The 13,963-nt window shown below is 71.5% G+C and carries 10 protein-coding genes; all 10 read right to left on the minus strand.

What is annotated here, in order from left to right; all coding sequences use genetic code 11:
* Positions 1 to 446 precede the first annotated feature (446 nt).
* On the minus strand, positions 447 to 2,666 hold the full coding sequence (locus NQ165_RS13495; RefSeq protein ID WP_257533896.1) for an NADP-dependent isocitrate dehydrogenase: 2,220 nt from the start codon (positions 2,664 to 2,666) through the stop codon (positions 447 to 449).
* A gap of 148 nt (positions 2,667 to 2,814) precedes the next feature.
* Entirely contained in the window at positions 2,815 to 4,623 is a 1,809-nt protein-coding gene (locus NQ165_RS13500; protein ID WP_257526426.1) for an ABC transporter ATP-binding protein, read from the minus strand.
* Complete coding sequence (locus NQ165_RS13505; protein ID WP_257533897.1) at positions 4,620 to 6,431, minus strand: ABC transporter ATP-binding protein; 1,812 nt, start codon at positions 6,429 to 6,431, stop codon at positions 4,620 to 4,622. Before NQ165_RS13505 ends, NQ165_RS13500 begins: the two co-directional genes overlap by 4 nt.
* The gene (locus NQ165_RS13510) at positions 6,415 to 6,540 is read right to left on the minus strand and encodes a hypothetical protein (RefSeq protein WP_257533898.1); all 126 of its coding nucleotides are present in this window, start codon (positions 6,538 to 6,540) and stop codon (positions 6,415 to 6,417) included. Before NQ165_RS13510 ends, NQ165_RS13505 begins: the two co-directional genes overlap by 17 nt.
* A gap of 219 nt (positions 6,541 to 6,759) precedes the next feature.
* The gene (locus NQ165_RS13515) at positions 6,760 to 7,299 is read right to left on the minus strand and encodes a methylated-DNA--[protein]-cysteine S-methyltransferase (RefSeq protein WP_257533899.1); all 540 of its coding nucleotides are present in this window, start codon (positions 7,297 to 7,299) and stop codon (positions 6,760 to 6,762) included.
* The gene (locus tag NQ165_RS13520) at positions 7,296 to 8,855 is read right to left on the minus strand and encodes an AlkA N-terminal domain-containing protein (protein WP_257533928.1); all 1,560 of its coding nucleotides are present in this window, start codon (positions 8,853 to 8,855) and stop codon (positions 7,296 to 7,298) included. Before NQ165_RS13520 ends, NQ165_RS13515 begins: the two co-directional genes overlap by 4 nt.
* A gap of 141 nt (positions 8,856 to 8,996) precedes the next feature.
* Positions 8,997 to 11,072 (minus strand): hypothetical protein, encoded by a 2,076-nt coding sequence (locus NQ165_RS13525; protein WP_257533900.1) that lies wholly within the window; start codon positions 11,070 to 11,072, stop codon positions 8,997 to 8,999.
* Complete coding sequence (locus tag NQ165_RS13530; protein ID WP_257526421.1) at positions 11,069 to 12,145, minus strand: glycosidase; 1,077 nt, start codon at positions 12,143 to 12,145, stop codon at positions 11,069 to 11,071. The genes NQ165_RS13525 and NQ165_RS13530 overlap by 4 nt, the downstream gene beginning before the upstream one ends.
* Before the next feature lie 3 nt (positions 12,146 to 12,148).
* On the minus strand, positions 12,149 to 12,988 hold the full coding sequence (locus NQ165_RS13535; protein WP_257526420.1) for a carbohydrate ABC transporter permease: 840 nt from the start codon (positions 12,986 to 12,988) through the stop codon (positions 12,149 to 12,151).
* Positions 12,985 to 13,962 carry a carbohydrate ABC transporter permease gene (locus tag NQ165_RS13540; RefSeq protein WP_257526419.1) on the minus strand — a complete coding sequence of 326 codons (978 nt, stop codon included), beginning with the start codon at positions 13,960 to 13,962 and terminating at the stop codon, positions 12,985 to 12,987. Before NQ165_RS13540 ends, NQ165_RS13535 begins: the two co-directional genes overlap by 4 nt.
* Between the last annotated feature and the right edge of the window lies 1 nt (position 13,963).

Consider the following 13,963-nt stretch of genomic DNA (forward strand, 5'->3'; position numbering starts at 1 on the left):
CACGGGATCGGGAACCGACACGCGACCCAACCCCGCCCACCCGGGATTCGGGAACCGACACGCGACCCAACCCCGCCCACCCGGGGTTCGGGAACCGACACGCGACCCAAACCGCCCACCCACGGGGTTCGGGAACCGATACGCGACCCAAACCGCCCACCCACGGGGTTCGGGAACCGATACGCGACCCAAACGGGCCACGATCACCCACGCGCCCCGGGGATCCGACCCCCGCCCCAAACCCGCCCATCCGGGGGTTCGGGAGCCGATACGCGACCCAAACCGGCCCCGCGGCGGCTTCGGGAACCGATACGCGACCCAAACCGGAAGGGCGCGCCACGCGGCACCCCGCACGCGGGCTGAACGACGACGGGCGGCCGAGATGACGGTTCATCGTCTCGGCCGCCCGTTGCGGTCTCACGGCCCGGAGGGGCCGCGGGCGGCGATCAGCCGATGCTGTCGATCACGGCGTTGAACGTCTCCGACGGCCGCATGACGCCCTCGACCAGGGCGCCGTCGGGGCGGTAGTACCCGCCGATGTCGACGGGCGAGCCCTGCACCGCGTTCAGTTCGGCGACGATCTGCTCCTCCTGCGACGCCAGCGCCTCGGCGATCGGCGCGAACACCGCGGCGAGGTCGGCATCGGCGGTCTGGCGGGCCAGCTCCTGCGCCCAGTACAGCGCGAGGTAGAAGTGGCTGCCGCGGTTGTCGATCGTGCCGAGCTTGCGGCCGGGTGAGCGGTCCTGCTCGAGGAACGTGCCGGTCGCGGCATCCAGCGTGTCGGCCAGCACCTGCGCCTTCACGTTGCCGGTCGTCGTCGCCAGGTGCTCGAGGGATGCCGCCAGCGCGAAGAATTCACCCAGGGAATCCCACCGCAGGTAGTTCTCGCTCAGCAGCTGCTGCACGTGCTTGGGCGCCGAGCCGCCGGCGCCGGTTTCGAAGAGGCCTCCCCCGGCCAGCAGCGGGACGATCGAGAGCATCTTGGCGCTCGTGCCGACCTCGAGGATCGGGAAGAGGTCGGTGAGGTAGTCGCGCAGCACGTTGCCGGTGACCGAGATGGTGTCCTCGCCCTTGCGGATGCGGTCCAGCGAGTACTGGGTGGCTTCGGCCGGCGCGAGGATCTCGATCGTGAGGCCCTCGGTGTCGTGGTCGGCGAGGTAGGTCTTGACCTTCTCGATGAGCTGTGCGTCGTGCGCGCGGGACGCGTCGAGCCAGAACACGGCGGGGGCGCCGGTGGCGCGCGCGCGGGTGACGGCGAGCTTCACCCAGTCGCGCACGGCGATGTCCTTGGTCTGCGTCGCACGCCAGATGTCGCCGGGGGCGACGGTGTGCTCCAGCAGCACGTCGCCGGCGGAGTTCACCACCTGCACGACGCCCTCCGACGCGATCTCGAACGTCTTGTCGTGGCTGCCGTACTCCTCGGCCGCCTGCGCCATGAGGCCGACGTTGGGAACGCTGCCGATGGTGGCGGGGTCCAGCGGGCCGTGCGCGATGACGTCGTCGATGACGGTCTGGTACACCCCGGCGTACGACGAGTCGGGAATGACCGCGATGGTGTCGTCCTCGCCGCCGTCGGCGCCCCAGAGCTTGCCGCCGTTGCGCACGAGCGCCGGCATCGAGGCATCGACGATGACGTCGGACGGCACGTGCAGGTTGGTGATGCCCTTGTCGGAGTTGACGTAGGACAGGCGCGGCCCCTGCGCCATCGCGTCGGTGAAGGCCGCGATGATCTCCTCGCCGCCCTCGACGCCCTTCAGGCCCGACAGGATGCCGCCGAGACCGTCGTTCGGCGTGAGGCCGGCGGCGGCGATGCGGTCGCCGTAGCGGGCGAAGACGTCGGCGAAGTAGGCGCGCACGACGTGGCCGAAGATGATCGGGTCGCTGACCTTCATCATCGTGGCCTTCAAGTGCACCGAGTAGAGCACGTCGTCGGCCTCGGCTGCGCGCAGCGTGTCGGCCAGGAACGCGTCCAGGGCCGCGACGGAGAGGAAGGTGGCATCCACGATCTCGCCGGGGAGCACCTTCAGCCCTTCCTTGAGGGTGGTGACGGTGCCGTCGGATGCCACGTGCTGGATCGTCAGCACGTCATCGGCGGGGATCACCACGGAGGTCTCGTTGGACTTGAAGTCGTCGTGGCCGAGCGTGGCGACACGCGTCTTGGAGCCCTCGGCGAAGGGCTTGTTGCGGTGCGGGTGCTTGCGGGCGTAGTTCTTCACCGACAGCGGCGCGCGGCGGTCGCTGTTGCCCTCGCGCAGCACCGGGTTCACCGCGGAGCCCTTGATGCGGTCGTACCGGGCGCGGATGTCCTTCTCCTCGAGGGTGGCGGGCTCATCCGGGTAGTCGGGGATGTCGTAGCCGGCCGCCTGCAGCTCGGCGATGGCCGCCTTGAGCTGCGGGATGGAGGCGGAGATGTTGGGAAGCTTGATGATGTTCGCCTCGGGCAGCGTCGCGAGGCCGCCGAGCTCGGCGAGCGCGTCGCCGACCTGCTGCTGCGTCGTCAGACGCTGGGGGAAAGCGGCCAGCACGCGGCCGGCCAGCGAGATGTCCCGCGTCTCGACGGACACCCCAGCCTGACCGGTGTAGGCCTGCACGATGGGCAGGAACGATGCCGTCGCCAGCGCCGGCGCCTCGTCGGTGTACGTGTAGATGATGGTCGGCTCGGTCACTGTCGTATTCTCCGTCCGGAACTGCAATTGTCTCGATATCAAGATACCCCGGGCGCCGGCGAAGGGCCTGCGGATGCCGGTGCCCGGCTGACCGGATCGAGCGGGAGCGGATGCCGCCTTCAGGCGCGGCGCCCGCTCCCGCCCGCGATCACACCAGCGATTCCCGCCAGGCGGCGTGCAGCTGGGCGAACTTGCCCGTGCCGGCGATGAGCTCGGCAGGGGTGTCGTCCTCGATGATCCGGCCATGCTCCATCACGAGCACGCGGTCGGCGATCGCCACCGTCGACAGGCGGTGGGCGATGATGATCGCCGTGCGATCGGACAGCAGGGTCTGCAGCGCGTCCTGGATCATGCGCTCGCTCGGCATGTCGAGCGACGCGGTCGCCTCATCGAGGATCAGCACCGCCGGGTCGGCGAGGAACGCGCGCGCGAACGAGATCAGCTGACGCTGACCGGCCGACACGCGGCCGCCTCGCTTGTTCACGTCGGTGTCGTAGCCGTCGGGCAGGGCGCGGATGAAGGCATCCGCCCCCACCGCGCGCGCGGCCGCGGTGATCTCCTCGAGGGTCGCGTCGGGCTTGCCGAGCGCGATGTTGTCGGCGACGGTCCCGCTGAACAGGTAGGCCTCCTGCGTGACCATGACGATCGCGCGGCGCAGGTCCTTCGGGTGCAGCGACCGCAGGTCGACCCCGTCGAGGGTGATGGCGCCGCGGGTGGGGTCGTAGAACCGCGACACGAGCTTCGCGAGCGTCGACTTGCCCGCACCGGTCGTGCCCACCAGCGCGACGGTCTGCCCCGCGGGGATGTCCAGCGTGAAATCGGGCAGGATGGTGCGCCCGGACGCGTAGCCGAACTCGACGTCCTGGAAGCGGACGTGCCCCTTGGCATGCCAGAGATCCACCGGATCGGCGGGGTCGGGGACGGTGGGCTCCTCCTCCAGCACCCCGGACACCTTCTCGAGCGCGGCGGCGGCGGACTGGTAGGAGTTCAGGAAGAACGCCACCTCGCCCAGGGGGGCGAAGAAGTTGCGCACGTACAGCACCACGGCGAGAGTGCCGAGGCCGATCGTGCCGTCGATCAGGCGGACGCCGCCCCACAGCAGCACAGCGGCCACCGTCACCGCCGACACGGCCATGAGGCCGGGCTCGAAGGTGCCGAACAGGCGGATCGAGCGCATGTTGACGTCACGGTAGTCGCGGGCCAGCGTGCCGAACTCCGCGTCGTTGCGCTCCTCCTTGCGGAACGCCTTCACCGCCCGGATGCCGGTCATGGTCTCGACGAACTTGACGATCACCTTGGCGCTGACCACCCGGGATTCGCGGTACACCAGCTGCGAGCGCAGGTAGAACCAGCGCATCAGCAGGTACAGCGGCAGCCCCATCGCCATGAGGATGACGCCGGACTGCCAGTCCAGCAGCAGCAGCGCGATGAGGGTGAAGCTGCCGTAGAGCACGCCGGAGACGAGTTCGTTGAGGCCGCCGTCGAGAAGCTCGCGGATGGTGTCAAGGTCGCTGGTCTGGCGCGAGATGATGCGGCCCGACGTGTACGACTCGTGGAACTCCAGGCTCAGCCGCTGCGTGTGCACGAAGATGCGCTTGCGCAGGTCGAGCATGACGGCCTGGGTAAGACGCGCGGTGATGACGACGTACCAGGCGATCAGGAGCGCCCCGCCGATGCCAGCGACGAGGTAGACCAGCACGACCACGATCGCCGGCATCCAGTCGCCCTCGTCGAGCACGCGCGGGAGCGCCTGGTTGATGCCGATGGCGATCAGTGCGGGGCCGATCACCCGCAGCGCCGTCGAGACGACCAGCACCACGGCGGCGAGGGCGAGCTGGCCCTTCAGCGGCGAGACGAGGGACCCGAGCAGGCGCAGCGAGCGGCGCCGCACGGCACGGCTCTCCTCCTTGGTGTAGTCGGAGCGGTCTTCCCCGCTGGTACCGGTGACGGTGCTCACAGGTTCACCTCCCTCTCCCGCGCGCGGGAGTCTTCGTCTTCGAGGCTCGAGATGACGTGACGGTAGTGCTCGCTCGTGCGCATCAGCTCCGAGTGGGTGCCCACCGCGGTCACGCGGCCGCCCTCCAGCAGCGCGACCCGGTCGGCGAGGGTCACCGTCGACGGACGGTGGGCGACGACGAGTGCGGTGGTGTCGGCGAGCACCTCGCGCAGTGCGTCTTCGACGAGTGCCTCGGTGTCCACGTCCAGGGCCGACAGCGGGTCATCGAGCACGAGCACCGCCGGGCGGGCGGCGACGGCGCGCGCCAGCGCCAGGCGCTGACGCTGCCCGCCGGACAGGCTCATGCCCTCTTCGCCGATGACCGTGTCGACGCCGTCGGGCAGCTCGTGGGCGAACCCGGCCTGCGCCACGGCGAGCGCCTCGTGCAGCACCCGCTCGGCTTCGTCGCTGCCGGGTTCCAGGTCCTCGCGGCCCAGCAGCACGTTGTCGCGCACCGACTGCGAGAACAGCGTCGCGTCCTCGAACGCCATGCCGACGTGGGTGCGCAGCTCCCGCAGCGTCAGGTCGCGCACGTCGATGCCGTCGAGGGTGACCCGACCGCCGGTGACGTCGTACAGCCGCGCCGGCAACGTGGTCAGGGTCGTCTTCCCTGATCCGGTCAGGCCGACCAGCGCCATCGTCTCACCGGGGTGCAGCTCGAGGTCGATGCCGTCGAGCAGGTCCCGCTCCCCCGGGCCTGCGTCCTGATACCGGAAGTGGACGTTCTCGAACCGCAGCAGGCCGCGCGGCTCGGTGAGGGTGACCGGCTCGGCCGGATCGACGATCGTGTTCTCCTCGTCGAACACCTCGAAGATGCGGTCGGTGGCGGTGCGCGCGTCGAGGAGGAAGGAGAAGAGGAATCCGATCGACTCCATCGGCCAGCGCAGCACCGTCGCCATGGCGAAGAACGCCAGCAGCCCCGGCACGGTCAGCTCGCCCGCCTGCACGAGCACGATGCCCGCCGCCAGACACAGCGCGAAGGCGATGTCGGGCAGGAGGGTCAGCCAGAACCAGATGAAACCGACCGAGCGCGCCTTGCTCAGCTCGGTCTCGCGCAGCGACTCCGCCTGACGGGTGAACTTCTGCAGCGCGTGCTTGCCGCGGCCGAAGGCCTTGAGCACGCGGATGCCGTGGACGCTCTCCTCCACCGACGTGGCGAGGTCGCCCGCTTGGTCCTGACTGCGCCGTGCGAGCGTGCCGTAGGTCTTCTCGAACCGGTATCCGGCGTACCACAGCGGTGCGGAGCACACGAGGAAGATCGTGCCCAGCAGCCAGTGCCAGTTGAACAGCAGCGCCAGTCCCACGATGATCGTCAGCGCGTTGACCACCAGCAGCACGAGGCCGAACGCCATCCAGCGGCGCACCATGCTGATGTCCTGCATCATGCGGCTGAGCAGCTGACCCGACTGCCAGCGGTCGTGGAACGAGACCGGCAGACGCTGCAGGCGGGCGTAGAACCCGTGGCGCAGGTCGTACTCGATGAGGGTCGCGGGCCCCAGCACGAACCAGCGGCGCAGCCACACCATCGCCGCCTCGGCGAGGCCCAGCGCGAGGATCCCGACGGATCCCCAGATGAGCAGCACGATGTCGCCCGAGGCGATGGGGCCGTCGATCAGCGCCTCGAGGACGAGCGGGATGGCCAGGGCCAGCAAGCTCGCGACCAGGGCGCTCGCGGCGCCGAGGATGAGCCGCGGAAGGACCGGCTTGGCGTAGGGCAGCAGGCGCAGGAGCGCGCGGGGGGTGGAGAGTCTCTCAGGAGAGGAAGTCATGATCCTTGCGGGTGTCCGAAGCGGGGTGTCGCAGAAGGGCGACACCGACGGGGATGAGGAGGAAGAAGAAGAAGGATGCCGAGGGCGGCCAGACGGGGCCGGCGGACATCGGTGCCGCCGGGCGGTGCCGCTTGCAGGCGGGGTGAGCGGCGCTTCGCGGCGCGTAGGCGCGCGGTGTTCCCGGAGGAGTCCGCGCCTACCAGGCTCGCGTCGCGGGACCGGCGGGGAACGGGAGGCGCACGATCGGCTTCGCGGTGACGGCCTGGAACATGGCTTCCTCCTGAGGATCTGCGTCGGGCTGCTCGCGCGACAGCGACAGCTCTCCAGCCTAACCCTGGGAAAACACTGAAGGCAACAGATCCGCGGCGTCGATGTCGGATTCCGCCTCACGACGCAGCAGCCGGCGCTTGACGTCGACCCCCCAGGCGAATCCGCCCGCGGTGCCGTCGCCGCGCAGCACGCGATGGCAGGGCACGAACAGCGCGGCGGCGTTGCGGGCGCACACCGATGCCGCGGCACGCACCGCTCGCGGGTTGCCCAGTGCGGCGGCGAAGGAGCTGTAGGTGAGCGGGCGGCCGGGGGCGATGCGGCGCAGCGCCGTCCATCCCGCCTGCTGCAGGGCGGTGCCTGCCTGGTGCACCGGCACGGCGTCGATGGCGGTGAGGTCGTCGGCGTAGTACGCCCGCACGGCATCGGCGGCGCCCAGGCCCCCCTCCCGCACCACGTCCGGGCGCAGGGTGGGGTGGATTCGGGCGACGAGCATCGCGGGGTCGGCGGTCCAACCCGCGGCCAGGACCGCGCCGTCGGTACGGGCCACGATCGTGAACGCACCGTCGGGGGTGTCGAAGGTCTCGATGAGGGCGGTCATGCGCCGGTTCCTTCCGTGACGGGGGTTGCGGGGCGGCTGCGGCCTGCCGGCGGCGTGCCCGGTTCGCCACCGAGGCGCTCCGCAGCCGCGGCAGGGACGGTTGCCGTGCGGGCGGACGGCAGGGCGGCGCGCCAGAGGTGCGCCGTGAGGTAGGTGCGCCACGGCGCGGTGCGGGCGGACCACGCGACCAGACCTGCGGGGTCGGCCGGGATGCCGAGCGCCGCAGCGCCCGCGCGGGCGGCGACATCGCCCGGCAGCAGCACGTCGGGGTCGCCGGAGACGCGCATGCGCACGTAGTCGGCCGTCCAGGGGCCGATGCCGGGCATGGCCAGCAGCCGCTCGCGCTGGGCGACGGGGTCGTCCCCGGTGCTGAGCACCAGCGTGCCGTCGGCGAGTGCGGCGGCCGCGCCGGTGATCGCGCGGATGCGGGCAGCGGGTCCCCGCAGCACGTCGGCTCCGTGCTCGGCGATCGCAGCCATCGTCGGAAAGAGCCGGTCGGTGCCCTCGTGCTCGGGGATCCGCTCCCCCAGCGCCTCGGTCAGCCGCGTGAGCACGGTGCGGGCGGAGGCGACGGAGATCTGCTGGCCGACCATGGCGCGGATCAGCATCTCGTGCGGGTCCGCGGCGCCGGGCACGCGCATGCCGGGGGTGCGCTGCACGGCGTCCGCGAGTTCGGGGTGGCGGGACAGAGCCTCATCGACGGCGAGGGGGTCGGCGTCGAGGTCGAACAATCGGCGCACGCGCGCCACGAGCACGGGCAGGTCACCGAGGCGGGTGAGCCGCGCTTCCAGGCGGAGCCGCGTGCCCTCGGCGCGCAGACGGAACCAGGCCGTGCCTCCCGGCAGGGCGAGGGTGCGTGCGAACGAGGTCGCCGTGGCCGTCTCGACGCCCGCGACGGCACGGGCGTGCATCCAGGCGAACAGCCCCGCCAGGTCGATCGGCTGCCGCGCCGGCAGGGTGAGCTCGATCAGGCCCGGCGCGGGCGTGGGCGCCTGTGCTCGCTGCCGTCGCGCACGCAGGGCGCTGGGCGGCATCCCGAACACTTCCCGCACCGTGTCGTTGAACTGGCGCACGCTGGTGAACCCGGCCGAGAAGGCGACGTCGGATGCCGGCAGGTCGGTGCCCACCAGCAGCATGCGCGCCGTGTGGGCCCGGTGCGCGCGCGCCAGGGCCAGGGGGCCCGCGCCGAGCTCGGCGGTCAGCAGCCGGTTGAGGTGGCGCGTGGAATAGCCGAGCCGTGCCGCGAGCCCGGAGACGCCCTCCCGCTCGACCACGCCCTCGGCGATGAGGCGCATGGCGCGACCGGCGGCGTCGCTGCGCAGATCCCATGCCGGCGAGCCCGGGGCGGCTTCGGGCAGGCAGCGCTTGCAGGCGCGGTAACCGGCCTCGTGCGCGGCGGCGCTGGTGGCGAAGAACTCGACGTTGCCGGGCTTCGGCGTGCGCGCAGGACAGCTGGGGCGGCAGTAGATGCCGGTGGTGCGCACGGCGGTCACGAACTGCCCGTCGAAGCGGGCGTCGCGCGAGTCGATGGCGCGATACCGCTCGGAGAAGGTCATCGCAGAGCCGGTCACGCTCCCAGCCTGCCACGCCCCGCACCCGCCGGCTCGCGGAAATCGGACATCGCAGCCGGGCGACGAACCCGCCCCGCGCCCGCAGACGGCATCCGCCGGTGCGCGGCGTCGTCGCGGCGGGTGCCGTCACGACGTCACGATCGCGAAGCCTCCTGTCGGCAGCACCACGGTCTTCTCGTCGCGGATCGTCCGCTCCCCCTTCGGCACGCCCTCGGCGCTGTACACCGTGACGACGGAGGTCACGCCGGGCTCACCCACCCGCACCGGCTGCGACGCCGACGCGGCGGAGTGCACCAGCTCGGTGCGTCCATCTCCGGTCAGCACGAGGCGCGAGACGAACGGATGCACCAGCAGCCCGTCGATCAGCGGATGCCCCTCCGCCACCTCGACGCGTACGGTGCCGCGCCGGGGATCGAGTGGATGCCGCAGGGTGTGCGGCGCCAGGATCCCGTCGGCCGGCGACGCGCCCTGCGGCGGCGCCGACTCCGAGATCTCGCCCAGGGGCTTGCGGTCGGTGCTCCAGCGCGTGACGCTCGACTGCCCCGGCGCCGACCACAGCACCGGCTCGACCCACCGGCCGGACTCGCCCATGCCCACGTCGAACACCGCGTACCCGCCGGGCGGCAGGCTGAGGGCCTGCCCCGACCACAGCGACTCGCCGGTCCAGGGCTCGGGCTGCAGCACCTCGCCCGAGGTCTCGGTCGCGGCCTCCGCCTCCACGAGGCGCAGCCCGTCGCGCTCCGCGACCGTCGTGATGCCGGTGGCGCGCGCGGCCACCGCGGGGCGCGCATCGAGCGCGATCATCGTCAGCAGCCCGTGGATGGTGCTCTCGGCGCCGCTGTTGCGATTGACGCCGCCGTCGGGCTGCAGCCCGTCGAAGGTGACCCCGGTCGCGCGGTCGTACATCGTCGTGCCGGAGCGGTTGGCGCCGAAGAACCACGCCGCCTGCATCGCCGCGAGATCGGCGAACCCGCTCGACCCGCTCGCATCGGCGACGGCCAGCAGCGACTGCACGCGCGCGTCGACCCCGTACGCGATCTGCACCCGGTCGGCCGGCGTCGGCGACCACCCGTTGTCCGGCCCGCCGGCCGTCAGCAGCGTCGGGGTGAAGACGGCGGCGTCGCGCACGGCCGGCGCCAGCAGTCCCGGGTCGTCCAGCCGCTGGGATGCCACGGCCAGGGCCGCCGGCATCTGCGCGCCCCACGCATGCCACGTGCTGCGCGAGAGCGCCCACGGCAGCAGCGCGCCGTAGGGCCAGGTGCGCGCATCCCCGGCGGAGAGCGCCGCGATGCCCTCGGAGAGCTGCCGCAGCGCTCGGGCGGCGCGTTCGTCGTCGGGCGCCGCGCCCACGCGGGCCGACAGCCCGAGCACGGCTTCCGCCGAGGCATCCGCCCCGTCGACGATCAGCCACGCCGGCACGAGCACGCCGTCGACCTGCTGCCACTGCCGGTAGCGCACGAGCACCTGCCGCTCCAGCGCGTCGAGGGCGAGGCTCAAGCGGGCCTCGAGGAAGGCGGCGAAGTCCGGATCGCTCTCCTGGAACGCCGCGTACCCCTCCCCCAGCGCCCAGATCGTGCGGGCGAGCCAGTAGCTGGGTCCGGAGTCGGACGGGTCGGGAAGCTCCACCGGCTCGGCGGACGGGTTGAGGGTGCCGTCCGGCTGCATCCACAGCACGACGTTGCCGGCGTTGTCGCCCGTCGTGGTCTGCAGGTACGCCGTCGAGCGCAGCAGCTCGTACGCACGGTCGCGACTGGCGTCATCGTCGGTCTGGCGCCAGTGGCGCAGGTACACCACCGCGGCGCGCGCGATGTCATCGGCGTTGAACGCGCCCTGACCCCAGTACCCCGTCGCCGGGTCCAGCGGCCCACCCCCGACCCGCTCGAACGCGCCACCGTCGCGTGCGTCGGCATACGTCCACGGCATGGTGAGCACGGGCTCCTCACCCAGCCGATACGTGTCGTGACCGGCCACCGCCGGCGGCGGCTGCACCTCGTCGAGCAGGAACTCCAGGTGGGAGAGGTTCGTCAGCGGCCCCTCGGATGCCGCCGCGATCGCGGCATCCGCATCGTCGGCGCTCACGGTGCGGACGGATGCCGGCCGCGTCGGCGCCGACACCGCCGCGGCGGGGGCCACGAGTGCCGCCGCGGTCGCCACCGCCGCGACGGCCACCGAGCGCATCGCCCACCGCGTCGTGGCGATCATGACAGCCGCTCCAGCTCTGCCGCGCCGATGGCGGCATCCGCCATGCCGTAGAAGACGAACAGGCGCCCCTCGATGCGTTCGATCGCGGTCGGGAACACCACGTTGGGCACCGGGCCGGTGCGCTCCTCGGCGATCTCCGGCGCCAGCAGCGGCTCGGCGGTGCGGGCCAGCACCCGGGAGGGATCGTCGCCGTCGAGCAGCAGCGCGCCGGCGGCGTAGGTGACGTGCTGCTGCGGGGTGAAGGCTTCCGTGATGACACCGGTGACGCCGTGATGCAGCACCAGCCACCCTTCGGGGACCCGCAGCGGCGGCGGCCCGCCGCCGATCTTCAGCTCCTCGAAGTCGAACCGTGGCCCCGCGACGAAGCGGTGCTGCTCCCACAGCGTCACCGCGGCGAGATCCTCCCGCACGGCCGCGAGCGGAACGTAGCTGATCCAGATGCCGTCGCGCCCGTCGGGGACGCCGGCCGGCGCCTGCACTCCCTGTCCCGGGCGTGTCTGGCCGATATCCCACATGGGTCGGTGCAGCACCGCCAGGGCGGGCGTGCCATCGGGCGCGGTCACCGGCTCCGGGAAGAATGCGGCGTCCTTGTTGTGGAAGAGGTTCAGGTCGGTGTCGAGCTCATCGTCGTCATAGCGGAACAGCACGGGGCCCAGCCGCCGCCAGGATCGCAGGTCGGTCGAGACCGCCACCGCCGTGCGCGGCCCCAGCGGCCCGAACGCCACGTACGTCATCACGTGCAGGCCGAGCGCGTCGATCCAGGTGACGCGCGGGTCCTCCACACCGGCGTTGCCGACGCCGCGCTCCCAGTCGCGATCGGGGGCGAGTACGACGCCCTCGCGCTCCACCCCGACGGGCACCCCGTCCGCCACGACGACCCGCGCGAGCCCCACGCGTGACACGTTGCCTGCCGCCACGAGCCGCGGCAGCAGGTACAGCTGCCCGTCGGGACCGCGGCCGGATCCGGGGTTGAGCACCCCCTCCGCCTCGGCGGGCGCCTCGGGATCCGGGGTCATGACGACCCCCAGCCGGGTGAGCCGATAGGGCACGGATGTCGTGACGGATGCGGACATGGGTCAGCCTTTCACTCCGGAACCGAGGTCGTTGGAGGTGAAGTAGCGCTGGAACAGGATGAACAGCGCCACGGCGGGAGCGGCCAGCACCACGGCGCCGGCCATCATCGCCCCAAAGGGGTTGGACGTGGATGCCGCGATGTTCGAGATGAAGTTCGCCAGCGACACCGCGAGCGGCTGCATCGAGGCGTCCTTCGTGATGAGGAACGGCCACAGGAACTCGTTCCACGGCCCGATGAAAGTCAGCAGCACCGCCGTCACGAGCGCCGGCCGCACCAGGGGCAGCGCCACGTTCCACAGCAGCCGGAACTCGCCCGCGCCGTCGATGCGCGCCGCCGAGAACAGATCCGGCGGGAGCTGCAGGAAGTACTGGCGGAAGATGATCACCGCGGTGGAGTTGATGAAGAAGGGCAGGATCATGCCGAGGTAGTTGTCGGAGAGACCGTAGTCGCGGGCGATCATGACGTAGAGCGGGATCATCAGCAGCTGGAACGGCACGACCTGCACCAGCAGCACGAGGGCGAAGGTCGCCCGCCGGCCCCGCCACTGCAGCACGGCCAGCGCGTACCCCGCCAGCACGCCGAACACCACCGTCCCGATGAGCACCCCGCCGGTGAAGATGCCCGAGTTGATGAGACCGCGCACCAGGTCGATGCGCTCGTTGATGTTGGCGTAGTTCTCCAGCGTGAGGTTGCCGGGCTCCGGGAACGCCCCCGCGAGGGTGGGATCGACGTCGGTCTGCAGCGAGCCGACGACCATGTAATAGAAGGGGAAGAGGAACGCCACCGCGCCGATCGTCAGCACCGCATACAGGGCGATGCGACTCCCCAGTGCATGCTTCACGATTCCTCCCCGCCGACGAGCTTGCGCTGCACCGCCGCGATGACGAGCACGAACACGATGAGCATCACCCCGATCGCCGCGGCGACGTCGGGGTTGCCCTGCTCGATGCCCCGCTGATAGATCAGCAGCACCGGCGAGGTGGATGCCCCGTTGGGACCACCGCCCCCGGTGAGCAGGTAGGGCTCGGTGAAGAGGTTCGCCCCGGTGATGGTCGACAGCAGCAGCACCAGCAGCGTCGCGGGACGCACCCCGGGAACGGTGACGGAGAAGAACTGCCTCAGCCTTCCCCCGCCGTCCATCGACACCGATTCGTACAGCTCGCGCGGCACGTTCTGCAGGGCGGCGAGGTACAGCAGGATGTAGAAGCCGAGCCCCTTCCAGGTCACGAACAGGGCGATCGTGGGCATCGCCAGCGCGCTGTTGACCAGCCACGATGGGTCGGGCGCGAGCGGGCCGAGCAGGTTGTTGACCAGGCCGTCGCGCGAGAACAGGAACAGCCACACCGCCACGACGGCGACGGATGCCGAGACGTAGGGGACGTAGTAGCTGACCCGGAAGAACGTGCGCGCCCGCACGACGCGGTCCAGCGCCGTCGCCAGCACGATCGAGAGCACGACCGTCAACGGCACGTTGATGAGGAGGAAGACGCCCACGTTGCGGAAGGACTGCCAGACGGCGGGGTCGCCGAGCACCGCGGCGTAGTTGGCGAAGCCGACGAACGGCCGCTCCACGTCGGCTCCGGGCGCGGCGAAGAAGTAATCCTGGAACGACATCCACACCGCGAAGACGATCGGCCACGCGAAGACGAGCAGCACGAACACGAGGTAGGGCGCCGACAGCAGCAGGCCGAACGGCTGCGGACCGAGCACCCGTCGCCGGCGGACGGCTGCGGCATCCGACCGTCGTCGCCGCGTCCCCCCGTCAGACAGCGGCGCGGCGTCTGCGTCGCTCGCCGGCCGGGCGACGGTGCTCATG

Origin of the sequence: Microbacterium sp. zg.Y1084 (assembly GCF_024623595.1) — a bacterium.
GTDB classification, from domain to species: Bacteria; Actinomycetota; Actinomycetes; order Actinomycetales; family Microbacteriaceae; genus Microbacterium; species Microbacterium wangruii.